Consider the following 22,172-nt stretch of genomic DNA (forward strand, 5'->3'; position numbering starts at 1 on the left):
CGGACTGCCGCAGCCGGCACTTCATTCCTTTGGCAAGCCGCCCCGTCGCTCAAATGCCGTCTTGCGGATCGTCTCGGCGATCTCCGGACTGCTGCTCGACAGCATCTGGAAATCAACGGCGGAGAGCGACAGCAGGGAGACCTCGGTGGTCGCGCTGACGGTTGCCGAACGTGGCTCTCCACTGATCAGTGCCATCTCGCCGAAAAAGCTTCCAGTACCGAGTTCGACCGGATGATCGGGCGTCGCAACGCTGACCCGCCCTTCGACGATAAAGAACATCTGATCGCCGACATCGCCCTTGCGGCAAATCACGGCGCCAGCGGGCACCGTGCGCGGCCGCAGCGCGCGGACGATCTCGATCAGAGCTGCCGAGCCAAGTCTCTGAAACAGAGGCACGGCGGCGACGAGTTGCCAGTTGCGCACGAAATCCCGACGGCGAACCTCCTCGTAGAAGCCCGTGGCGAGGATACCGGCCCAAAGTGCGAAAATGCCGATGCCGCTCATCATCACCAACCCGGCGAGCACCCGCCCAGCCAGGCTTTGGGGGATCTCGTCGCCGTAGCCGGTCGTCGACAGGGTCACGACCGCCCACCACATCGCCTGCGGAATGCTGCCGAACTTGTCCGGCTGGATATCCCGCTCAATGACATAACCGGCCACCGACGCGCCGAAGAGAACACTGGCGAAAACCGACGTCACGCCGAGGAGGTTGCGGTATTCCTTGACAACCACCTTTGCCATCAACCTGAAGAAGCTCGAGTCCCGCAGCGGCTTGAGAAGCCAAATGGCGCAGTACAAGCTTCGATCGCGAGATCCGACGAACAGGAATGCGGCCAGGGGAAGCAGGACCGCAATTACGTCGATCAGCAGAGGTGGTGTTCCGCCCGGCAGGCGGTGTCGCCGGGACAGCAAGGTGCCGGCCAATTGGAAGACGTAGGCCACCCAGATCGCGACAAGCACAAGCTGGCAGGCGAATCTCGCCTGCGGGGTCAGATCCGGTGTCGTAAGCAAAGCCACCATAAGCAGTCCGGTCGCGGCAAGCAGCGCATTGAGCGGCGAGGAAATCTTCGAAAAAGGCACTGCCGACATCAGACACTCCCAACCGCCCCGGCATTTCTCGACAATAGATACGTTGGGGTCGCGCGCAAGGGGAGCGTTCAGCCCCTTGCGTTGTTCCGGCACCTCTCGGCCCGGTGACCGCGCCAAATGCCTCTCGCTGGCATGGCGAGCCGTGGTCACCCTTTCACCCGTGGCAACTCGCAATCGACTAAAAACCGCTCGTTAATATTTACGAGTTAGTAATCTCTCGGAACGAGAGGTTTTCTGTAATGCGTATCCGTACCCTCCCCGTCCTCGTGCTTCTGGCACTTGCTGCCGGCTGTGCAACGGCTCCCAAACAAACCCGAAACATCTGCGCTGTCTTCGACCAGCGCGACGGAATGTTCACGAGCTGGCAGCGCGCGGCGGAAAAGACGGAGCGTAAATATGGGGTTCCGGTTCCGATCCTGATGGCGACGATGTACACCGAGTCCGGCTTCCAGCCCTATGCGCGGCCGCCGCGCACCAAGCTGTTCGGCTTCATTCCCTGGACTCGGCCATCGACGGCTTACGGCTATTCGCAAGCGCTCGACGGCACTTGGGATCACTATCAATCGGCGACCGGGAGCTTCGCTGCCCGCCGCACCAACTTCGCCGATGCGATCGACTTCATCGGCTGGTACCATTCGCAAAACAGTCAAACGACCGGCATCCCGCTTAACGATGCCTACAACCTCTACCTCGCCTATTATTCCGGCCCGAAGGGCTACATGCGCGGCGACTGGCGCTCGAATGGGCAACTGCAGAAGACGGCGCAACGATTCAGCAATATGGCGGTGACCTATCAGCAGCAGTTGCAGGGGTGCAATTGAGGTCTCCTCTACCGGGCCCAAAACAGACGCACGCGAAGCTTTTGACAGTATCTCAGTCTTAGTCCGGTAGCCGCTGGGCAACCTCGACAATGTCTCGGGTGCGCGTCGCGCGCCCGCCCCATTTGCCATCAAATTCGTTGCCCGACGATTGAATAGCGACGTTCGCCGCTTCTAAGCTAGAGAACTCATAGAAGGCAGTGTGCTTCGAAGGATCGGTTCGGCTCCAGGCGCGCCAGGCCCGGAGTGCCCCGAATGCGCGCAACGCCTCTGGCAGATGGCGATCGTACCATCGATCGAAGGAGGCACGATCCGCTTCATTCGGAACATCGGCATGCACGATTAGCAGCGCTTGAGTGGACATTTTTGGCCCCTTTTCTCAGATCACATATGACCTGAGGCGGTCCGATAAACATACAGGAATTCGGCACTGTTCACGACAACCGAGACGCAGATCGGCCGCCCGACTGTGGAGACGTTGCTGATGGCATTTGCGACATCACACCGAGCTTACGGCACAATGATCGACTGCGGGGTTCAGGGATCTGTCTCGAAGTTCAGGCCGAAATGCTGTGCTTCGTGCTCGCCTAGCTTTAACATCTCGACGACCTAACATCGGCCTCGCAAGCACAGTAAAGGCCGCATGAAACCGCCTTTGCCGAAACAAAATTGGGTTGATCGGCCTATATCATCAGTATTGTTTGACAATACATTCGCAGCCATGGGATTCTTCCTGAAATAGAATCAGGAGAATAGATGGCAGAGCGCTACTTATACGACCACAGCTCGCACCGGGCCGTCATGTATGAGATTGGCGACTATCTCTATGCCATTTCCGGCAACAAGGCAGAACACTGGATTTCCGGTGATTACATCTTCTGCATGGAAACCCAAACGATTTCCTTCTGGATCCTGGGAAAGGACGTCTACGGCCACATCGGTCGCGGCGAACTGACGCGCCAGCCTCTCTATTACTTCGGCGATTAGGACTGAACCCATAAGCTCAGCGGAAGACGCTGGAGACGGCTTCGAGCTTGGAGCGAACCGTTGTCAGTCGGTCGATGCGGCGTTGAAAACCGCCAGTTGAGCGTCGAACGCACGTTTGTATGCAGCCCGCGCTTCGCCGCGGGTGACATAGGCTGCAAGGTTCGGATACTCGTCCAGCATGCCTGATCCTTTCAACCGGAGCAGCACCGACACCATCTGCAGGTCGCCTGCGCTGAACTCGCTGTCGAGCCAGTCGGCATCACCAAGTTGGGTAGAGAGTTCGCTCAGTCGCTTGCGAATACGTTCGTCGACCATGGACAGGCGCTCCTGATACCAGGGCTTGTCGCCTTCCAAAAATCTGGCTGCTTCGCGATCGACGATCGGCTGCTCCATGGTAGTGACCGCGGCAAACATCCAGGTGATTGCGCGCGCCCGGGCGTTCGACTCGACCGGCAGCAAGCCGGCATGGCGCTCCGCGATATGGAACACGATTGCCCCGGACTCGAATAGGACGAGATCGCCTTCTTCATAGCTCGGAATCTGCCCGAACGGTTGAAGCACAAGGTGTGCGGCTTCCTTCATAGCCTTGAAGGAAAGAAGGCGCACTTCGTAGGGCTGCCCCACTTCCTCGAGCGCCCAGCGAACGCGCATGTCACGGGCCAAACCTCTGCCGCGATCCGGCGACCGTTCAAAGGCGGTAATAGTGATCGTCATTGCTGTTCTCCATAGCTTGTCTGTCTTGAAGACGACGGGCTAAACGAGATTCCGACACCATCCGCGCATTCTTGAGTGCTATCAACCGTTATCTGACGGCGGTCAACGCTCCGATTATTGAGCGAGGCGACTGGCGCACTTTCCACCCTTTGGACTTTTCACCCGACAAGGTTTCTGAACCTGACGGAGTAGATCCGGTCCCGCCCGAGAAGATGGGCGATCAGCAGCGTGTGGTCGAACAGGCCCTTCATCGCCTTGTGGCGAAGGTCGAGGCCGCCGGTCATGACACCGAACGCCGGCATCAGCAGGCGGGCGCCATCTGTGGCAAAGCAGGGACGGCGGACGGATTTTTCGCGACGTCGCACGGTCGCTGCCGGATGCAGGTGCCCGGCGATCTCGCCCTTCTGTAGGCCTCCCCTCGGCTCGTGGCGGAAGGTCAGTCCTCCAGAGTGTATCTCGTCGGCAGACGTGCCCGGCAAATCGACGGTGCCGTCCGGATCGTGGTTGCCGTTGATCCAGATCCATTCGCGGCCGCGCGCCATTTCCGAAATCAGACTGCGGAACGCCTCGGGGAGATGCGCCGAGCCGACGCGGTCATGGAAATTGTCGCCAAGCGACACCACTAGCTTCGGATCGTAGCGGGTGATGACAGCAGAGAGAACCGTCAGTGTCGCCAGCGTGTCGTAGGGTGGCAGCATCATCCCGCGGCGGGCGAAGGCCGCGCCTTTTTCGAGGTGCAGGTCGGAGACGACGAGGATGCCGGCATCGGGCATGTAGAGCGCGCCGAGTGGATCACAGACGGCAGCGACGCCATGGACGGAAGTCTCGACGCCTGGCAGCGCAGTCAGTCCGTTCAGTTCACTCGCGAGCGCTAGGCGATTCATCAATCCTGTCAGTCCTTGATTCCTAAAGCGCCTCCATCTTCGAAGGCCTTTGTCTCATGCAATTCCGGATGGTAAGCCGACACGAACCTATCCGGCACCATTCTAGGCCAGCGCCTCGGCGATCAGGTCGTCGGCGGCTTCTGCCAGCACCGCGTCATGCGCCTCGCCATGCACCGGCTCCTTGCCGATCTCCAGCATGACGGGCACCGCCAGCGGCGAGATATGGTCGAGCGCACGATGCGTGATGTGGCCTTTGATTCGCCTCAGCATATCGCCAAGCCGTGAAATATCCAAAAGCCCGGTTGCCGCATCCTGCCGCGTCGCCTGCAGGAGGATGTGATCCGGCTCATGGGTTCTCAGCACATCGTAGATCAGGTCGGCCGACACCGTGACCTGTCGCCCGGTCTTTTCCTTGCCCGGGTGACGGCGCTCGATCAAACCCGCAATCACGGCGCAATTGCGGAAGGTGCGCTTCAGAAGGAAAGATTCGTCGAGCCAGCTTTCGAGATCGTCGCCCAGCATGTCCTCATCGAAGAGGTCAGCTAGGCTGAGCCGGCCGTTGCGGATCATCAGCCCCATGTCCTCGAAGCCCCAGATGCCGAGCGAATAATCCGTCGCGACGAATCCTAGAGGCTTGGCGCCGGCCCGCTCGAGCCGCCGCGTCAGCAGCATGCCGAGCGTCTGGTGCGCAAGCCGCCCCTCGAAGGGATAGATGACCATGTAACAGCGGCTGCCGCGGGGGAAGGTCTCGATCAGCAGCTCGTCGCGCTTCGGCAACATCGATTTATCCTGCTGGATCGCCAGCCAGTCGCGCACCTGATCCGGCAGGCGGCGCCAGCGATCGGGATCCGCGATCATCGAACGCACTTGATCCGCCAGATAGGTGGAGAGCGGGAACTTGCCGCCGGCATAGGAGGGGATCTTCGGGTCCATCGAGAAGGCTTGGCTGGCGAGCGCCTCGTTCTCGCGGATCCCCTCAAAGCGCAGCACCTTGCCGGAGAAGATGAAGGTATCGCCGGGCGACAGCTGCTCGAAGAAATATTCCTCCATCTTGCCGAGCGTCGCGCCACCGCGGCCGATACGCCCGCCTTCGCCACGCTTGACCATGCGCAGATTGAGCATCGGGCTCTCGACGATGGTGCCGAGATTGAGCCGGTATTGCTGCGCGACCTGCGGATTGGAAACGCGCCAGCGTCCCTCCTTGGTCTTGCGGATGCGGGCATAGCGCTCGTAGGTGCGAAGCGCATAGCCACCCGTCGCGACGAAATCGACGACGCGCTCGAAGGTTTCCCAGGAGAGGTCGGCGTAAGGCGAAGCGCTGGTGACCTCGTCGTAAAGCTCCAGCATGTCGAAAGGCTCAGCGCAGGCCATGCCGAGCACATGCTGCGCCAGTGCATCGAGCGCACCCTTGCCGACAGGCGGCGTGTCCTGCGCGCCGATGTAGTTCGCGTCGAGCGCCGCCTGGCACTCCATCACCTCGAAGCGGTTGGCGGGCACAAGGATGGCCTTCGAGGGTTCGTCCATGCGGTGGTTGGCGCGGCCGATGCGCTGGGCAAGCCGCGAGGCGCCCTTCGGCGCGCCGACGTGGACGACGAGATCGACATCGCCCCAGTCGATGCCGAGATCGAGGGTTGAGGTGGCAACCACCGCCCGCAGCCGGTTTACCGCCATCGCGGCCTCTACCTTGCGGCGCTGCCCGACATCGAGGGAACCGTGATGCAGCGCAATCGGCAGGTTTTCCTCATTCACTGTCCATAGTTCCTGGAACAGCATCTCGGCCTGCGACCGGGTGTTGACGAAGAGTAGTGTCGTCTGGTGTTCGAGGAGCTGCTTGTAGACGTCGGGGATCGCATACTTCGCCGAATGACCGGACCAGGGGATGCGCTCCTCGGTCGAGAGGATCGAAATGTCGGGTTTGGCACCGCCTTCGACGATGACAAGGCCTGCATGGTGGTCCGCGCCTTCCCGCTGCGCGACCAGCCACTTCTGCAAGTCCATCGGGTCGGAGACGGTGGCCGAAAGGCCGATTGTCTGCAGGGCGGGCGCCAGCCTTCTCAGGCGGGCAAGGCCGAGCGAGAGCATGTGACCGCGCTTCGAGGTGACGAGCGAATGCAGTTCGTCGAAGACGATGTACTTTAGGTCTTTGAAGAAGCGCTCGGCCTCGTTGTTGGCGAGCAGCAACGCCACCTGCTCCGGCGTCGTCAGCAGAATGTCGGGCGGGTTCAGCTTCTGTCGCTGGCGTTTGGCAACGGGGGTGTCGCCGGTGCGGTTCTCGACCGTAACAGGCAGCCCCATCTCCTCGACCGGCTTCATCAGGTTCCGCTCGATATCAACGGCGAGCGCCTTCAGCGGCGAGATGTAGAGCGTGTGGATGCCGGTAAACGCCGAGCCCGGCGGGATCTTGCCGCGGCGCGTCAGATCGGTCAGCGACGGCAAGAAGCCGGCGAGCGTCTTGCCGGCGCCGGTGGGCGCGATCAGCAGCGTGCTGTCGCCTGCCTCGGCGCGGGCCAGCAATTCCAGCTGATGGGCACGCGGACGCCATCCCTTGTCCGCGAACCAGCGGGTGAAAGGCGGAGGCAGGGCAACGCGGGCTTCGGAATCGATCTGGTCCACGGCGCTAAAGGTAGTGCACCGGCAACCGAAATAGAATGGCGGACCCGCGAACTAGAGGAAGCGATGCGGGTGGAAGGGCTTGGGATCTGCAAAGGTGTCGTTGCCGGCCATCTGCTCGGCCAGCAGCCGGCCGCTGGCCGGGCCGAGCGTCAGGCCGTGATGGGCGTGACCGAAATTGAACCAGAGGCCGCGATGGCGCGGCGCCGGGCCGATCACCGGGCGCATGTCAGGCAGACAGGGCCGCAGGCCGAGCCAGGGCGTCGCTTCCACCGGCTCGCCGAGCGGAAATAGCGCGCGGGCATGGGCCTCATCGCGGCGGAGCTGGATGGTATTTGGCGGCGCATCCGGCGCGGCGAATTCGATGCCCGTCGTCAGCCGGATACCGCGCGCCATCGGCGCCAGCACGTAGCCGGCTTCCTCGTCGACGACGGAGTGGCCGAGCGGCTGGCCTTCGCGCTGCGCATAATGCCGGTGGTAGCCGCGCTTGACCGCCAGTGGCAGGGGATAGCCGAGCTTGCGGAAGATCAGGCCGGATTGCGGGCCGAGGGCGACGACGACCTCGCCGGCTTCGACGATCTCGCCTTCATCCGTCGTGATCGACCAGCCGTTCTTCTCCTCGCGCAATGCCGATGCGTCGGCGCGGACCATCTTGCCGCCGGCTGCGGTGAAGAGGTTGGCATAGGCGGTCGTCAGCGCCTGCGGGTCGGTCACGGTCTTCGGGTCGAGCCAGTGCACGCCGCCAGCGATGCTGCGACCACTCGCGGCGAAAGCGGGCTCGAGCGCCAGAAACTCGCTGGCGTCGAGAATGCGGATTGCCAGACCATGGGTAGACAGGCTCTCGGCTTCTGCACGGGCAGCCTCGAAACGGCGCGGGTTCTTGTAGAATGACATCCAGCCGCGCTCGCGGATGAGGTCGGAGGCGCCGGCGCGGCCAATCAGCTTGTCGTGCTCGGTGACACTGGCCTCGATCAGCGGCAGGAGCGCCCGTGTCGCCTTTTCCAGATTGGTCGGCGAGGAATGCCACCAATAGCGCGCCAGCCATTTGGCGATGCGCGGCAGGTAGGCCGGATCGTAACGGACATCCGATGAATTGTTCAGCGCATATTTGGCAATGGCGCCGAGCTGCCGCGGAAAGGCGTAGGGAACGACGGAGGAGCGCTCGATCAGCCCGGCATTGCCGTAGCTGGTGCCGCCGCCCGGCTCGCCGCGATCGGCAAGCACGACGGAGCGGCCGCGATCCTGCAAATGAATGGCCGCACTGACGCCGACAATGCCGGCACCGAGAACGAGGATATCTGTTTTCATCGGATGGACTTGGTCAAAGGGCGCGGAGGCTTTCGGCCTCCGCGCGATTGGATCGGCACGCGATCAGTAGATGTCGAAGGGGAAATACTTCTTGGTGATTTCCTGATACTTCCCGCTGGCGACCAGCGCATCGATCGCCTTGTTGAAGCGCTCTTTCAGGTCGGTCTCGCCCTGGCGGATACCAATGCCGGCCTGCGTTTCCGTGCCGGGAACGTCGCCGAGCAGCTTGCAGCAATCCTTGCCGGCTTTGTTCAGCCAGTCGACCACCACGAACTTGTCGGAGACCAGCGCGTCCAGGCGGCCGTTCTGCAGGTCGGCGACGGCCTCGTCCTGCGTCGGGTAAAGCTTCGCCTCGGCGCCGCCCTTGGCGTAGACGTCACTGGTGTAGTCCGCCTGCGTGGTCGACGCCTGGGCGCCGACAGTCTTGCCCTTCATGTCGTCGACCGTGACACCCTTCAACGGGCTGTCCTTCGGCACGGCGACCGCGAGCGGCGTCGTGTAGTACTTGTTGGTGAAGTCGATCTGCTTCTTACGCTCGTCGGTGATGCTCATCGAGGCGATGATTGCGTCGTACTTCTTGGCCAGAAGGCCGGGGATGATACCGTCCCAATCCTGCGCGACGATCGTGCACTTGGCCTTCATCTCGGCGCAGAGCGCATTCGCCATGTCGACGTCGAGACCCTTCAGGCTGCCGTCGGATTCGACGTAGTTGAAGGGAGGATAGGCGCCCTCGGTTGCGATGCGGATCGTGTCTTCGGCGGAGGCGAGATGCGTCGCGGCAAGCAAGGCAGCGGCCGCCAGGAAAATCGTCTTTCTCATTGCTGTTCCCTTATCGGAATTGTTTTTGCCCAACGGGGCCGACTTTAGCGAATCCATCCGGCTTCACAACCCCGGACGAACACGACCGATCGCCTATTTCGACTGCTCGAACATGCCGCTTGACATCCAGCATAATCATGGATATTTTTTATCTACGAATTGAGGAGCGATCCGATGAAACTGGGCGATGGAGTGGAGCAGGCAATCCACAGTGTCTCGATGCTGGCCGGCCTGTCCGACGGCGGTGTGCTGTCGGCTGCTGCGTTGGCGGAATTTCACGGCGTCTCGACGAGCTACCTTCTGAAGCACCTGCAGGCGCTGTCAGGTGCCGGCATTGTGAACACGGTTCCGGGGCCGAAGGGCGGATACAGGTTGGCGAAGCCGACGGAAAAGATCAGCCTCCTCGACATCGTGCTGGCGGTCGAAGGACCGGAGCCGGCGTTCCGATGCAGCGAGATCCGCCAGCGCGGACCGAACCAGCTGCCGGGGCGCTATTTCACCAAACCATGCCAAATCAGCGCGGCGATGCTGAGGGCCGAGCGCGTCTACCGCGCCGAACTCGCCAAGACCAGCATCGCCGACATCCTGGTGCAGCTCGCTGCTGATGACGACGGCGGCATCGCCGCCCGCGGCTGCGCCTTCCTTGAAATGAACGAACGCCGAGCGGCTCGCTGAGCCGCCCAACCCAAAAAGGAGAATGAACCATGCAAGCACGTTTCAACTTCGCCAAGGCCGCACCGGACGCCTACAAGGCGGTCGCCGCACTGGAGCAGTATGTTCAGGAATCGGGCCTCGAGCGTCGCTTCATCCACCTGATCAAGCTTCGCGCCTCGCAGATTAACGGCTGCGCCTACTGTGTCGACATGCATGTGAAGGAATCCAGGCACGACGGCCTGAGCGAACAGTGGATCAACCTGATTTGCGTCTGGCGTGAATCGCCGGTCTATGATGCCAAGGAGCGCGCCCTGCTCGGCTGGGTGGATGCGGTCACCCGCATTGCCGAAACCGGCGCTCCGGACGCCGACTTCGAAGCCCTGAAGGGTCACTTCACCGAAGAAGAGATCACCAAGCTCACGGTGGCGATCGGCGCGATCAACATCTGGAACCGTCTCGCCGTCGGCTTCCGCTCGCAGCACCCGATCGACAAGCCGGCACAGGCTGCCTAAAGCGCGATATAGCGATCGGCGCGGTGATTGATGGCCACGAAGAGGTTCAGCACCACCGCGCCGAGAACCGAGTAGAAGACCACCGGCGGCGTGGTGACGAAGAAGGCAGCGGCCAATACGCAGAGGTCGATCGCCATCTGCACGAGGCCGGCACGGATGCCGAAACGCTCCTGCATGTAGATGCCGAGAATGCCAACGCCGCCGAGGCTCGCGCGATGGCGATAGAGCGCAAGAAGGCCAAAACCCAGCAGAAGACCACCGAGAAGCGCCGCCCAGGCAGGCTGGATAGCGGAAATGTCCATGACCTTCGGCTGCAGGCTGGTCATGACCGATGTCAGGCCGATGGCAATGAAGGTCTTTATCGTGAAGGCTACGCCAAGCCGCGTCCACGATAGATAAAAGAACGGCAGGTTGAGCAGGAAGAAGGCGAGCCCGAAATTTATCCCGAAGGCATAGTGCAGCAGGAACGCAATACCTGCGGTGCTTCCGGTCAGAAGGCCAGCGCTGGCCAGAACATAAAGCCCGAGCCCCGCAACAAGGCTGCCCGAGAAGATCCCCTGAACGTCTTCGATGGGGGTATGGCGGGTAGCGCTGGTATTCCAGAAACCGAGGGCGTTGAAGAGCTGTGCCATTGTCGTTGATCCCCAAACGGCAGACATGTTCAAATGCGCCCGAGCAAAACCCGAGCGTGACGAAACGTACGTGATGAATGATGCCGGACGCCTCGAATTTCTGCGGGCATCCCTACTGAATTAGTCAGCATTATCAGGCGTTTTCGCGGTGCAATCAAGCAAAATACGTAAGTAATACTGACCTATTATCACTTCGCAAGAATCGTTCCGCTATGCGGCCTTGCGCGTAAGGAACAGAATGCCTGAAATGACGTTTGCGCCATCTTTGCGAATGGCTGTCTTGCTGACGGCGGCGACATCGAGGCCGTGGCGGACGCAGAGCGCGCGGACGTAGGTTTCGGAATGGGCGTAGCGCAGCGACGGTGCAAGATGGAAGCCATCGCCCTCGCCCGCATCCTCAACCGAAAAAGCGAAATCGGCGCCGGCCACAACAAGCGCTGAAACAGCCGCGAACACGCTTTCGAGATTGCCGAGATACATCAGCACGTCGGCTGCGGTGACGAGGTCGGCACGGTGCGTCGCTCCCTCGGCAAATAGGCCTGATGCCTCCGGCGCCAGCGACAGGTCGGCCTGGGCCAGGTGATCGTAGACATGCTTCTCGGCGGCCTTGGAAAGCATATTCTGCGACAGGTCGAAGCCCTCGAGCCGCGCGACGCTGTCGCGGATTTCCGGTCCAAGCAGGCCGGTGCCGCAACCGAGGTCCACGGCGAGCGCATAGTTCCTGCCCGTGGTGGCAACGAGCGCAGCAAGCTTGGCGGGGACGCTGTAATCCAGCTTTTCCACCAGCGAGGTCTCGAAGCGATCGGCGTAGTCGTCAAACAGTCGCTCGACATAGCTGCTCGGCGGCTGGTCCGGCGTCTCGACATCGCCGAGCAAAGCGAGCTTGAGCCCGGCGCCGAAAATATCCTCGGGAGTGACTTCCAAAGTCTGCCGGTAGGCCTCGATTGCGCCTGCCCTGTCACCCGCCTTCTCGCGGTAGGCGGCGAGCCTATACCAGCCGGCCGCCCAGCGAGGAGCAAGCTCCAGCGCCTGCTCCATCAATTCAGCAGCAGCATCCGGCTCGCCGCTTTCGTCGAGCATCTTGGCATAGTCTGCGCGGCGGTCGGCGATCACGTCGCCTGAGGTGAGCTGGTTGGGCTGCATGGTACGGACCTGTTGGGATCGGCTCGCATTTGGCTGCGGCCACAAAAAAACTCAAGTCCTATTTCAGAGGCGGAGGCGCCAGACCTGAAAAAGGCTTGCGAGCGGCGATTCGCGGCCGTATTTCAGGGATAAACAGGAGATGGCGCATGTCCGATCAGGTGAACAAGTTTCTCGGCGATTCCCTCGGCCGCACGTTGGTCAAGCTTTTGGTCGTATCGTTGATCGTCGGTTTCATCATGGCCGTGTTCGGGTGGGCGCCGCTGGATTTCGTCTACGGCCTCCGCAATTTCGTTCTGGAAGTCTGGCACCGCGGCTTTGCCGCTTTGGGACGCGTCGGCGACTATCTGTTGCTTGGTGCGACCGTCGTCATCCCCATCTTCGTCATCATCCGTCTCTTCAGCTATCGGCGATAACATGACCTCTCTGATCCTCTCGCGGCGCGGCCTGCTGCACATGTCCGGTCTCGTGCTGGTTGCGGGTGTTGCAAGCTGCACGACCGCGCCAAAGTTTTCCGGCACCCCTTCGGACGGCGAAGACGAGACGGCGGACGCCCTGCCGCTTGTCAATCAGTTGCGCGCCAAGAACGGACTGCCGCCGCTGTCGGCGGATCCGGCAGCGAAGGATGCGGCGATGTTCCAGGCGAAGCGCATGGCGTCCGCCGGCAAGATGAAGCACGTGATGGGCATCGGTGACGGTTTCGCGCCACGCGTCAAGGCAAGCGGTGTACAGATGCCGGCTGCGGAAAACATAGCGGCCGGTCAGCAGTCGGTTCCGGCCGTCGTGACCGCCTGGATCAATTCTCCACACCATCTGGAAAACATGCTCGGCCGTTACAGCGGTCTCGGTGTTGCCGTGGCCCACAATTCCGCTTCCAAAAATGTCCCTTACTGGGCAATGGTGCTTTCCGGCTGAGGCGATTCTGCCTCTCTCCCCAGAGGCAGACATGGATACTCACGGTCACGAGAACAGGCTAGCCTTCGACGTGACGCACCGACTGGTGCTGTCGATCGCGATTCCGATGACGCTCGGCTTTATCACCACGCCGCTGCTCGGCCTTGTCGGCACCGGCGTCGTCGGGCACATGGGCCAGCCGGATGCTTTGGCAGGCCTTGCGATCGGCGCCATGCTGTTCGACCTGATCCTCGGCAGCTTCAATTTCCTGCGCGCCTCCACCACCGGCCTGACGGCGCAGGCCTTTGGGCGGCACGACCGACATGCAGAGCAGGGTGTTTTCTGGCGAGCGCTGATCTCTGCGCTTGGTTGCGGCATAGCACTTCTCTGTCTCTCGCCGCTGCTACTGACGGCCGGGCTGAAGCTGATGGGACCGGAAAGCGCTGTTGCCGCGGCCACGAGCACCTATTTCTCCATCCGCATTCTTGCCGGCCCGGCAGCGTTGGCCAACTACGCAATCCTCGGCTTCGTGCTTGGCCGCGGCCAGGGCAGCATCGGCCTGTTGCTGCAGACGATCATCAACGGCATCAACATCGTGCTGGCGATTTTCCTTGGCCTCTGGCTTAACTGGGGCGTCGCGGGCGTGGCGTGGGGTACGATGGTCGGCGAGACGGTCGGCGCTGTCGTCGGCCTGCTGATTGTCCTTCGCGGCTTCGATCGCGCACATCGGCCAACCCGCACGGAGGTTTTCTCTCGGCATCGCCTGGCCGAGCTCTTCGCGCTGAACCGCGACATCCTGATCCGCACGTTCGTGCTGCTCGCCGCCTTCACTGTCATGACAAGGATCGGAACAAGCTTCGGGGCGGTGACGCTGGCCGCTAACGCCGTGCTGATGAACTTCTTCCTGCTGTCGGGATATTATCTCGACGGACTGGCCAATGCGGCGGAACAGATCACCGGACGGGCAATCGGGGCGCGATACCGGCCGGCGTTCGACCGCGGCCTGAAGCTAACGGCGCTCTGGTCGTTTGGGCTCGCCGGCATCATTTCCGTGTTCTTCCTGCTGGCCGGTCCGTGGCTGATTTCGCTGCTGACCACTTCGCCCGAAGTACAGCAGGCGGCCGAAACCTACCTGCCCTGGGCCGCCGTTACCGGGTTGACCGGCGCGCTCGCCTTCCTGATGGACGGCGTGTTCATCGGCGCCACCTGGTCGACCGACATGCGCAACCGGATGCTGATGTCGTTTGCCGGCTATCTCTTAGCGCTGGCCGTTTTCGTGCCGCCGTTCGGCAACCATGGCCTATGGTTGGCGATGAACGGCTTCCTGCTGTTCCGCGGCGTCTTCCTGGCAATGCTCGTGCGGCCGCGGGCGGATCAGACGTTCCGTGCCGCCCAATAATCCGTCTTGGTGTCCCTGAGGTCGCGGACGGATTTGACTTGCTCCCGATCGAGAAGCTTCGAGAGGCCGCGAACGACCGTGCCCGGTAGGCCTGGCCCTTCATAGACCATGCAGGAATAAAGCTGCACAAGATCGGCGCCGGCCTTGATCTTCTCGAGGGCCGTTTCCGCAGACGAGACGCCGCCGACGCCGATGATCGGCAGGGCCGGTCCGACGCGTTTGCGCATCCTGGCAAGCACTGCCGTCGATTTGTCGAAGAGCGGCTTGCCGGACAGTCCTCCCGCCTCCTTCGCGTGACGCTGATCTCTCAGGCCGTCGCGCGACAGCGTGGTGTTCGAAACGATCAGGCCATCCAAAGCGTGCGACAACGCTTCGGCAGCGATGTCGTCCATGCCTTCTTCCGTGAGATCGGGCGCGATCTTCAGGAAGACCGGGATCACTCTGCCTGCCTTCTCGGCTTCGGCGTCGCGGGCGGCAAGCACTGCCGACAAGAGAGCTGCCAGGCTTTCGCGCGCCTGCAGGTCACGCAGGCCGGGCGTGTTTGGCGACGAGATGTTGGCGGTGAAATAGCGCGCCACGGAATAGAAGCGGCGGATGCCGAGGACATAGTCGCCTATGCGGTCCTCGCTATCCTTGTTGGCGCCGATGTTGACGCCGATCATGCCGTTGCCGCGAATGCCCGACAGCCGCGCGAAGGCGGCATCGTGGCCTTCATTGTTGAAGCCGAGGCGGTTGATGACGCCCTCATCTTCGACCAGTCTGAAGATGCGGGGACGCGGATTGCCGGGCTGCGGCTTCGGCGTCACGGTGCCGATCTCGGTGAAGCCGAAACCGATCGTCAGCAGTGCTTCCGGAACCTCGGCGTTCTTGTCGTAGCCGGCTGCCATGCCGATCGGATTGAGGAAATCGAGCCCGGCAACGGTCTGCCGCAGGCGCGGATCCGGCGTGATCCGGCAGGCCGGCACCGCACCTGTCTTCAGCGCGGCAATCGACATGCCGTGCGCGGTTTCGGGGTCGAAGAGGAAGAGACCCTTGCGGGCGGCGTGCTTGAAAAGATCGATCATGGTTGAAGGTCCGGAAAGATATGCTGGCCGGCGACATCGAGCGGCAGCACCGCCTCCCACAAGACGGCCGACAATGGCAGTTCCGAATAGAGATGCGGGAAGAGAGCACCGCCGCGCGAGGCTTCGAAAACGAGCTCGTCGCCGAACTTGCTGCTATCGACGGCAACGAGCAGAAGTCCCGTCTGACCGGCAAAATAAAGCGCCGCCGTCTGCTTGACCTGGGTGGCTGTCGAGAAGTGGATGTAGCCGTCCGCAAGATCGATCGGAGCACCGCGAAAAACGCCGGCGGCCTTTGCCTCCTGCCAAAGCGCTTCCGTCACGATCTTGTAAAGCGTGGGTGTCAGGGTCATGATGGCCTCGGTATGGCTGGTCTTTCCCGGGCTTTGCCGCAAAGCGGCGGCGTTGTCCACGCCTTGCCGCGAAAAATGCGGTGGCCACCGAGATTTCCGGAGGAAACCATGAGAAATATCGCAATCGGCCTTTTTGCGCTTCTCCTGCCGCTTGGCGTTCACGCGGCCGAAACCGACGCATCGCGCTTCCAGCTGGAGCGGAGCGGCGACCACTTCGTGCGTCTCGACAAGCAGACCGGCGCCATGTCGCTCTGCGAGGAAAAGGACGGCACGCTCGTCTGCCGTATGGCCGCCGATGAGCGGGCGGCTTACGAGCAGGAGCTCGACCGGCTTTCGGCCCGCGTCACGGCACTGGAGAACAAAAGTATCGTCAACAAGGCCTTGCCCTCCGACGAGGAAATCAACCGCTCGATCGGCATCATGGAACGCTGGATGCGCAGCTTCATGGGGATAGTCAAGGAATTCCAAGGCGAAGAGGACCGCAATACCCTTCCTCAAAAGACATGATTTGCTATAGTCGCATCGGAATGACGACATGTATCGCGTGAGGAGCACGAGACATGACGCGGCAGTCGAGCTCTTGGGAGGGAGTTATCGATGCAGGAACAGACAATCATCATTGCCGACGACCATCCGCTTTTCCGGGATGCGCTTCGCCAGGCGGTGATCGGCATGGAAAGCCATCCCGATATCGTTGAGGCCGGCGATTTTGCTGCAGCACGGATGGCGGCCGGGAAGCATCCCGAGGCGGATCTGATGCTGCTCGATCTTTCGATGCCGGGTGTCAGCGGATTTTCCGGGCTGATGGCGCTGCGCTCCGAATTCGCCGGGCTGCCGATCGTCATTGTCTCGGCCACCGATGACGCCACCACGATCCGACGCGCACTGGAACTCGGCGCATCCGGCTTCATTTCCAAGTCCTCGGGGATCGACGACATTCGCCGCGGTATCCAGACGGTTCTCGCCGGCGATATCGCCACACCTGAAAGCTATCGGGACGGCCAGGAGCAGGACCCCGATGTCGCCGATCTGATCCATCGGCTGCACACGCTGACACCGCAGCAGAGCCGTGTGCTGACGATGTTGGCGGAAGGGCTCCTCAACAAGCAGATCGCCTACGAGCTCGGCGTGTCCGAGGCGACGATCAAGGCACATGTCTCGGCCATTCTGCTCAAGCTCAATGTCGATAGCCGTACGCAGGCGGTCATCCAACTCGGCAAGATCAACATGGCGATGGTGGCCTGATCTGGAGACAGGATTTTATTCCTCTCCTCTCTTTACTCCCGATAGGCTTGCGGGTAATATTTCGCCGTGAAGGATCGCGCACGCGCGCAGGAATCAGGCGACATGCTGTCACACGAGCAGATCTGGGGGGCGATCGACAGGCTTGCCGAACGGCATGACCTGACGCCATCCGGTCTTGCCCGACGGGCGGGGCTCGACCCGACCTCCTTCAACAAATCCAAGCGGCTCTCTGCCGATGGGCGGTTGCGCTGGCCGTCGACGGAATCGATCGCCAAGGTGCTGGATGCAACGGGCGCCAGCATGGAGCAGTTCCTGACCTTCATGCGCCCCGCGGGAAGTTTTTCCAGCCTTCCGGACGGTGCCTTCCCGCCACAGGGCAGCTCGATCCCACTTCTCGGCTTTGCGCAGGCCGGCGCCGGCGGTTTCTTCGATGATGGCGGCTTTCCGGCCGGACAAGGCTGGGACGTCGTGGAGTTTCCCGCGGCGCCGTCGCAGAAGGCGGGCGTCTATGCGCTCGAGGTCCAGGGCGAGAGCATGATGCCGCTCTACCGCGACGGCGACGTTTTGATCGTCGAGCCAGGTGCGCAAGTTCGCCGCAACGACCGTGTCGTCGTCAAGACGCGCGAAGGCGAAGTGATGGCGAAGGTGCTGTTGCGCCAGAGCCCGCGGTCGATCGAATTGATGTCGCTCAATCCCGAACATCCGAACCGGACGATCGAGCTTTCCGACGTCGATTGGATCGCCCGGATCATCTGGGCCAGCCAGTAGGAAGATATTCCATGCGTCCCGCGGCAATTCTGACGGCTGTTGCAGGGATCGGAATCGTCGCGGGCCTGATTGCGGCCGGCGGACAACGGCTTGGTGCGGCTATTGATCCGGTGGAAACTGCAGCCCCTGTAGAAATCGATGCGCCTCCTCCCGCCCTGATCCCATCCACGACAAATCCCGAGGCCAGCATGCACGCGCGGCGCGTCGACGAGGCCAGCCAGTTCTACCCCGCGGCCATCGACGGCAAGCCGCTCGAGCGCATCGCGGCGGTGGAGCCGCAGCCGCCAGCAAAGCCTGCCGACGATACCGGCGTCAGCCTCGTTCGCCCGATTGCCGAAAGCGCTGGCGTCCTCGCGTTTGGCGACCGCCGCCTGCAGCTTGCAGGTATCAACCCGACGCCGGCGGACAAAACCTGTACTGACGGCAAGGGCCGGGTATGGCCATGCGGGATGTTGGCGAAGACCAATGTACGGCTGCTTCTACGCCTCAGGACCGTGCGCTGCGATCTCGACAGCACCGAGTGGACAGGCATGGTGACGGCAGCCTGCAGGATCGGCACGCAGGACATTTCGCAGTGGCTTGTTGCGAACGGCTGGGCAGAGGCGGAAAAAGGATCAGCACTCACAGAAGCCGGCGAGACGGCAAGGCAGGCGGGCAAAGGCATTTATGGCGACGACCCTCGTAGCGCCGCTGAAACCGGCACACTTGAGAATCCACCCTCCGATCTCCCGTCCGACGGCTTGTAATGTCGCCGGCCAATTCCTAGACTCTGGGCTCGCTCCAGAGGAATCATCGAGATATGAACAAGCCGCTTTCTGCGCATGACGCACTGATCTACGTGATGGTGATGGCATCCGCCGTCGACAGCACGATGAACGATCGCGAGATGGAGCGCATCGGCCAACTCATCGGCTTCCTGCCGGTCTTTCGTGATTTCGACGACGAGAAGCTGATTTCCGTGGCGCGCGACTGCGCTGCGCTGCTCGCTGGCCCCGAGGGCCTCGACATCGTGCTCGAAACCGTCAAGGACACGCTGCCTTCGCGCCTCTATGACACGGCCTACGCGCTGGCGGTGGAAGTCGCCTCCGCCGACCTTTCGGTCAAGGCCGAAGAGTTACGCCTGCTCAGCCTGCTGCGCGACCGCCTCGGACTCGACAAGCTCACCTGCGCCGCCATTGAGCGCAGCGCGATCGCCCGCTTCCGCAAAGGCTAATACAGGCCGTAAGGGAAATAGCGAAGGTAGATTTCCTGCAGTCGGCCGCTGCGCGACAAGGCTGCTAGCGCGTGGTCGAGCGCAGCCGTCAGAACATCGTCCTTCTGGCGCAGCATGATCGTCATGCCCTCGCCAAGAAACTGCTCAGACAAATAGGGGCCGTCGAAGAGCGCGCAGCACTTCGACGAGGCCTGCGACGACACCCAGAACGAAAGCTGGAGCGAATCTGCGAAGGCGGCCTCGACCTTACCATCCCTCAGCGCCGCCAGAAGCGCGTCCTTGTTGTCGAACGGTACGGCTTTCACCTTCGGAAAATAGGCGGCCAGCATCGCCTCGTGTGCCGTCGCCTTGACGACGCCGACCGGATGGTCGGCCAGGGCATTCGCATCCTTGCCCTTGATCGGTGCCTTCAGATTTAGAACGAAGCGGGCGGGCAACATCAGGTAAGGGCGCGAAAAGGCGAACTGCCGCCGCAGTTCTTCGCTGACTGCAATGCCCGCAATCACGGCGTCACCCTGCGAGGCGGCGAGCGCGGCATTCAGGTCAGCGAACGGCAGCGCCTGGATCTGGCATCTATTTGCAATCTCCAGTTCGTTACAGATCTCGCGAACGAGATCGACATTGAAGCCCGCAAGTTTGCCGTTCTGATCCGTAAAGTTGAATGGCGGAAAATCGATGGTCGTCAGGAAACGCAGGCGCACGAGCGACGAAAGATCCGGCTTTGCAAGCCGTTCCCTGGAATCGAACAGCAGAGGCAAATTCGGCGTCGCCTGCTGCGAGAACGCCAGAAACGGGCAAAAAAACACAACCAGAGACAGCCAAAAGCTGCGTAGCCCCTTAAGATTTAGGGATGCTAGTTTAAATTGCACCATTATGATCCGCCCTGGGGAAAGCATGCACTGCCATTCTGAAAACGGTGTATCAGAGTCATGCGTGTCGGGGAATATGCGCCGGGCGGCATCGAGGCCCATACGCGCTTGTATAATCATTCAATACGCCACGACGCGCCACCACCGGCGCGCGTAGCGACTGACTCCTATGAGCAGGAAGCCGAGGTTCTGCTGCAACTCGGCATCGGCAAGCCGACAATCGCCCGTGCAATGCAACTCGCCCGCCGCAACGGCACCAGCATCGAACAGGAACTGCTTGCCGGCGGGGCGGTCGACGCCGACAGCTACTACGCCGCGCTCGCACGCGGGCTTCGGCTTCCATTTCTTCCGACAATCGACAGTTCCCTCGTCAACGACGACAAGGCACTCGACAGCCAGCTCGCACAGGCCCGCTGCGTCCGCCTCACCTATATCAACAAAGGCATGCTCGCGATCGTGCCGGAGGCTCGAAACCTCGCGGCACTCTCGCAGCTATTCGAGAAGAAGCCGGGACTGGCCGACAGCATCGTCATCACGACGCCGACCGCATTGCGAGCCGCGGTATGGGGAACCGGCAGCGTCAGGCGGCTGCGAGAAAGTGTAACCACACTCTTCGAGGACAAGGCTCGCTTCAGCGCCCGGATTGTCTTGTCGGGCAAGCAGGGATTTCTCGCCGGGACAGGCGTCTGCGCATTTGCCTTCGCCCTTGCAACAGGCACACTCAGTCTGACCATCCTGCACGCGGCGATCTCTCTGCTTTACCTGGCCGCAATCCTTGTCCGAGCGGTCGCCCTAGTGGACCGCAAGAGCGGGGTTCCGAGCCTGCCCGCATCGGAACGTCTTCCCGTCTACACCGTCCTCATCGCCCTCTATAGGGAAGCGGACGTGGTAGCCCAACTCGTCAGGGCGCTTCGCCGGCTGAACTGGCCGATGTCAAGGCTCGATATCAAGCTGGTGTGCGAGGCGGACGATCATGCGACGATTGAGGCATTGAGGTCCGAACGCCTTGAACCGCAATTCGAGATCGTCGAGGTGCCACCCGCCCATCCGCGTACGAAACCGAAGGCGCTGAACTACGCTCTGGCCGGCGCGCGGGGCGAATTCGTGGTGATCTACGATGCCGAGGACCGCCCCCACCCCGACCAATTGCGTGCCGCGTATGCGCAGTTTGCCGCGAGCCCGCCTGATGTCGTCTGCCTTCAGGCACCGCTCGTCATTTCCAACGGATCAGCATCGTGGATCAGCGCGGCATTCGCGCTGGAATATGCTGCCCTGTTTCGTATGCTGCTGCCAATGCTGGCACGACGGCGCATGCCGGTACCGCTTGGCGGAACTTCCAATCATATGCGCGTCGCCGACCTTAGGGCGTGCGGCGGCTGGGATCCCCACAACGTCACTGAGGACGCCGATCTTGGCATGCGGCTCTATAGGCTGGGCTACAGGTGCGGCGTCATCGACTGCCCGACCTACGAGGATGCCCCGGCCACGTTCAGGGTCTGGCTCAACCAGCGGACTCGCTGGTTCAAAGGCTGGCTACAGACCTGGCTGGTGATGATGCGCGAGCCGGCACGCCTCCTGCGCGAAATGGGCATGGGCGGCTTCCTGATGTTCCAGTTGCTGATCGGCGGCATGCTGCTTTCCTCGCTAACCCATCCCTGGCTGATCATGCTCTTGGTCACCACCGCCGGTTACCTCGCGCTCGGTTTTCCGCCCACCGACACCGGCGAGGGTGCGCTCTTCCTGCTCGATCTTGCCAACATGGCGGCAAGTTATGGCCTGTTTCTGCTGCTCGGCAGTGTCGTGATGCTGCGCGAGGAAAAGCGCAGCGTCGGCTGGCGCTGGCTCTATGTTCCGCTCTATTGGATGATGATATCGGTCGCGTCATGGCGTGCGCTTTTCGAGCTGCCAAGGAAACCCTTCTTCTGGGACAAGACGCCCCATATCCCCGTCAGCAGCAGTGAGAAGTTGCGCCGCTTCTAGCGTTATTCAGCCCTAGGCAGATTTTTCCTGGGATTGGCGCCAAGCGTTAGGGCCGCATTAAACAATGTCCCATTCTATTCGCCGGGACGACGCCGGCTTGCGGGCCGAAATGCATGATGCGCATGTCGAGCCTTCAAGGCATACCACCGTGCCGTATCCCGCGACATGCCCTGCCTCTCAAAATGCTGCCATAGCCGGCCCCCATCGGTCGGATCAAGCGACT

The 22,172-nt window shown here is 61.8% G+C and carries 25 protein-coding genes; 13 read left to right on the forward strand and 12 right to left on the reverse strand.

The features are described from left to right. Nucleotides 1–21: 21 nt before the first annotated feature. Nucleotides 22–1,089 (reverse strand): cyclic nucleotide-gated ion channel, encoded by a 1,068-nt coding sequence (locus FHT77_RS04445; RefSeq protein ID WP_183752836.1) that lies wholly within the window; start codon nucleotides 1,087–1,089, stop codon nucleotides 22–24. Between the two features lie 239 nt (nucleotides 1,090–1,328). Here FHT77_RS04445 and FHT77_RS04450 point away from each other — a divergent pair, with 239 nt between their 5' ends. Next, nucleotides 1,329–1,910 (forward strand): transglycosylase SLT domain-containing protein, encoded by a 582-nt coding sequence (locus FHT77_RS04450; protein WP_183752844.1) that lies wholly within the window; start codon nucleotides 1,329–1,331, stop codon nucleotides 1,908–1,910. A 58-nt stretch (nucleotides 1,911–1,968) separates the two neighbouring features. Here the strand turns inward: FHT77_RS04450 and FHT77_RS04455 are convergent, their stop codons facing one another. Beyond that, a complete protein-coding gene (locus FHT77_RS04455; protein WP_183752846.1) occupies nucleotides 1,969–2,271 on the reverse strand; it encodes a hypothetical protein in 303 nt (100 codons plus the stop codon). Between the two features lie 392 nt (nucleotides 2,272–2,663). On the opposite strand from FHT77_RS04455, the gene FHT77_RS04460 reads away from it, so the two are divergent. Further along, nucleotides 2,664–2,894 carry a hypothetical protein gene (locus FHT77_RS04460; RefSeq protein WP_114711272.1) on the forward strand — a complete coding sequence of 77 codons (231 nt, stop codon included), beginning with the start codon at nucleotides 2,664–2,666 and terminating at the stop codon, nucleotides 2,892–2,894. Nucleotides 2,895–2,957: 63 nt separating this feature from the next. On the opposite strand, the gene FHT77_RS04465 is transcribed toward FHT77_RS04460, so the two are convergent. The 5 genes from FHT77_RS04465 to FHT77_RS04485 all read right to left on the reverse strand — a co-directional run bounded on the left by FHT77_RS04465 (nucleotide 2,958) and on the right by FHT77_RS04485 (nucleotide 9,229). Then, complete coding sequence (locus FHT77_RS04465) at nucleotides 2,958–3,608, reverse strand: glutathione S-transferase family protein (protein WP_183752848.1); 651 nt, start codon at nucleotides 3,606–3,608, stop codon at nucleotides 2,958–2,960. Between the two features lie 158 nt (nucleotides 3,609–3,766). Continuing rightward, nucleotides 3,767–4,492 carry a ligase-associated DNA damage response endonuclease PdeM gene (gene pdeM, locus FHT77_RS04470; protein ID WP_183753877.1) on the reverse strand — a complete coding sequence of 242 codons (726 nt, stop codon included), beginning with the start codon at nucleotides 4,490–4,492 and terminating at the stop codon, nucleotides 3,767–3,769. 102 nt (nucleotides 4,493–4,594) lie between these two features. Beyond that, nucleotides 4,595–7,105 carry a ligase-associated DNA damage response DEXH box helicase gene (locus FHT77_RS04475; protein WP_183752850.1) on the reverse strand — a complete coding sequence of 837 codons (2,511 nt, stop codon included), beginning with the start codon at nucleotides 7,103–7,105 and terminating at the stop codon, nucleotides 4,595–4,597. A 51-nt stretch (nucleotides 7,106–7,156) separates the two neighbouring features. Further along, nucleotides 7,157–8,410, reverse strand: a complete 1,254-nt coding sequence (locus FHT77_RS04480) for an NAD(P)/FAD-dependent oxidoreductase (RefSeq protein WP_183752852.1) — start codon at nucleotides 8,408–8,410, stop codon at nucleotides 7,157–7,159. 63 nt (nucleotides 8,411–8,473) lie between these two features. After that, a complete protein-coding gene (locus FHT77_RS04485) occupies nucleotides 8,474–9,229 on the reverse strand; it encodes an ABC transporter substrate-binding protein (protein WP_183752854.1) in 756 nt (251 codons plus the stop codon). A 174-nt stretch (nucleotides 9,230–9,403) separates the two neighbouring features. On the opposite strand from FHT77_RS04485, the gene FHT77_RS04490 reads away from it, so the two are divergent. Next, entirely contained in the window at nucleotides 9,404–9,904 is a 501-nt protein-coding gene (locus tag FHT77_RS04490; protein WP_183752856.1) for an Rrf2 family transcriptional regulator, read from the forward strand. Between the two features lie 29 nt (nucleotides 9,905–9,933). Then, nucleotides 9,934–10,395 (forward strand): carboxymuconolactone decarboxylase family protein, encoded by a 462-nt coding sequence (locus tag FHT77_RS04495; RefSeq protein WP_183752858.1) that lies wholly within the window; start codon nucleotides 9,934–9,936, stop codon nucleotides 10,393–10,395. Here the strand turns inward: FHT77_RS04495 and FHT77_RS04500 are convergent. Both FHT77_RS04500 and FHT77_RS04505 read right to left on the reverse strand, forming a co-directional pair. Beyond that, on the reverse strand, nucleotides 10,392–11,027 hold the full coding sequence (locus tag FHT77_RS04500) for a YitT family protein (RefSeq protein WP_183752860.1): 636 nt from the start codon (nucleotides 11,025–11,027) through the stop codon (nucleotides 10,392–10,394). The genes FHT77_RS04495 and FHT77_RS04500 overlap by 4 nt on opposite strands. A 210-nt stretch (nucleotides 11,028–11,237) precedes the next feature. Next, nucleotides 11,238–12,170, reverse strand: a complete 933-nt coding sequence (locus FHT77_RS04505) for a methyltransferase (protein WP_183752862.1) — start codon at nucleotides 12,168–12,170, stop codon at nucleotides 11,238–11,240. A 146-nt stretch (nucleotides 12,171–12,316) separates the two neighbouring features. On the opposite strand from FHT77_RS04505, the gene FHT77_RS04510 reads away from it, so the two are divergent. From FHT77_RS04510 to FHT77_RS04520, 3 genes are read left to right on the forward strand one after another with little or no spacing between them, the layout of a single operon-like run. Next, entirely contained in the window at nucleotides 12,317–12,583 is a 267-nt protein-coding gene (locus FHT77_RS04510; protein ID WP_016552643.1) for a DUF6460 domain-containing protein, read from the forward strand. Nucleotide 12,584: 1 nt separating this feature from the next. Next, nucleotides 12,585–13,082 (forward strand): CAP domain-containing protein, encoded by a 498-nt coding sequence (locus tag FHT77_RS04515; protein WP_183752864.1) that lies wholly within the window; start codon nucleotides 12,585–12,587, stop codon nucleotides 13,080–13,082. Between the two features lie 31 nt (nucleotides 13,083–13,113). After that, nucleotides 13,114–14,460: an MATE family efflux transporter gene (locus FHT77_RS04520; RefSeq protein ID WP_183752866.1), complete on the forward strand. Its 1,347-nt coding sequence runs from the start codon at nucleotides 13,114–13,116 to the stop codon at nucleotides 14,458–14,460. Here the strand turns inward: FHT77_RS04520 and FHT77_RS04525 are convergent. Together FHT77_RS04525 and FHT77_RS04530 are read right to left on the reverse strand one after the other, a co-directional pair. Beyond that, nucleotides 14,436–15,524, reverse strand: coding sequence for a quinone-dependent dihydroorotate dehydrogenase (locus tag FHT77_RS04525; RefSeq protein ID WP_183752868.1), 1,089 nt, complete (start codon nucleotides 15,522–15,524; stop codon nucleotides 14,436–14,438). The genes FHT77_RS04520 and FHT77_RS04525 overlap by 25 nt on opposite strands. After that, the gene (locus tag FHT77_RS04530; RefSeq protein ID WP_183752870.1) at nucleotides 15,521–15,874 is read right to left on the reverse strand and encodes a DUF952 domain-containing protein; all 354 of its coding nucleotides are present in this window, start codon (nucleotides 15,872–15,874) and stop codon (nucleotides 15,521–15,523) included. Before FHT77_RS04530 ends, FHT77_RS04525 begins: the two co-directional genes overlap by 4 nt. A 108-nt stretch (nucleotides 15,875–15,982) precedes the next feature. Between FHT77_RS04530 and FHT77_RS04535 the strand changes: the two genes are divergently transcribed. The 5 genes from FHT77_RS04535 to FHT77_RS04555 all read left to right on the forward strand — a co-directional run bounded on the left by FHT77_RS04535 (nucleotide 15,983) and on the right by FHT77_RS04555 (nucleotide 19,100). Then, entirely contained in the window at nucleotides 15,983–16,381 is a 399-nt protein-coding gene (locus FHT77_RS04535) for a hypothetical protein (RefSeq protein ID WP_183752872.1), read from the forward strand. A 90-nt stretch (nucleotides 16,382–16,471) separates the two neighbouring features. Continuing rightward, entirely contained in the window at nucleotides 16,472–17,119 is a 648-nt protein-coding gene (locus tag FHT77_RS04540) for a response regulator transcription factor (protein ID WP_183752874.1), read from the forward strand. Nucleotides 17,120–17,221: 102 nt separating this feature from the next. Further along, nucleotides 17,222–17,887 carry a helix-turn-helix transcriptional regulator gene (locus tag FHT77_RS04545; RefSeq protein ID WP_183752876.1) on the forward strand — a complete coding sequence of 222 codons (666 nt, stop codon included), beginning with the start codon at nucleotides 17,222–17,224 and terminating at the stop codon, nucleotides 17,885–17,887. Nucleotides 17,888–17,898: 11 nt separating this feature from the next. Continuing rightward, a complete protein-coding gene (locus FHT77_RS04550; protein ID WP_183752878.1) occupies nucleotides 17,899–18,633 on the forward strand; it encodes a thermonuclease family protein in 735 nt (244 codons plus the stop codon). Between the two features lie 53 nt (nucleotides 18,634–18,686). Further along, on the forward strand, nucleotides 18,687–19,100 hold the full coding sequence (locus FHT77_RS04555; RefSeq protein ID WP_007529830.1) for a tellurite resistance TerB family protein: 414 nt from the start codon (nucleotides 18,687–18,689) through the stop codon (nucleotides 19,098–19,100). Here the strand turns inward: FHT77_RS04555 and FHT77_RS04560 are convergent. After that, nucleotides 19,097–19,972: a transporter substrate-binding domain-containing protein gene (locus FHT77_RS04560; protein WP_183752880.1), complete on the reverse strand. Its 876-nt coding sequence runs from the start codon at nucleotides 19,970–19,972 to the stop codon at nucleotides 19,097–19,099. The genes FHT77_RS04555 and FHT77_RS04560 overlap by 4 nt on opposite strands. A gap of 57 nt (nucleotides 19,973–20,029) precedes the next feature. Between FHT77_RS04560 and FHT77_RS04565 the strand changes: the two genes are divergently transcribed. Then, nucleotides 20,030–21,949: a glycosyltransferase family 2 protein gene (locus tag FHT77_RS04565; RefSeq protein ID WP_183752882.1), complete on the forward strand. Its 1,920-nt coding sequence runs from the start codon at nucleotides 20,030–20,032 to the stop codon at nucleotides 21,947–21,949. The last annotated feature ends 223 nt before the right edge of the window (nucleotides 21,950–22,172 follow it).

Origin of the sequence: Rhizobium sp. BK181, from assembly GCF_014193305.1 — a bacterium.
Taxonomy (GTDB): domain Bacteria; phylum Pseudomonadota; class Alphaproteobacteria; order Rhizobiales; family Rhizobiaceae; genus Rhizobium.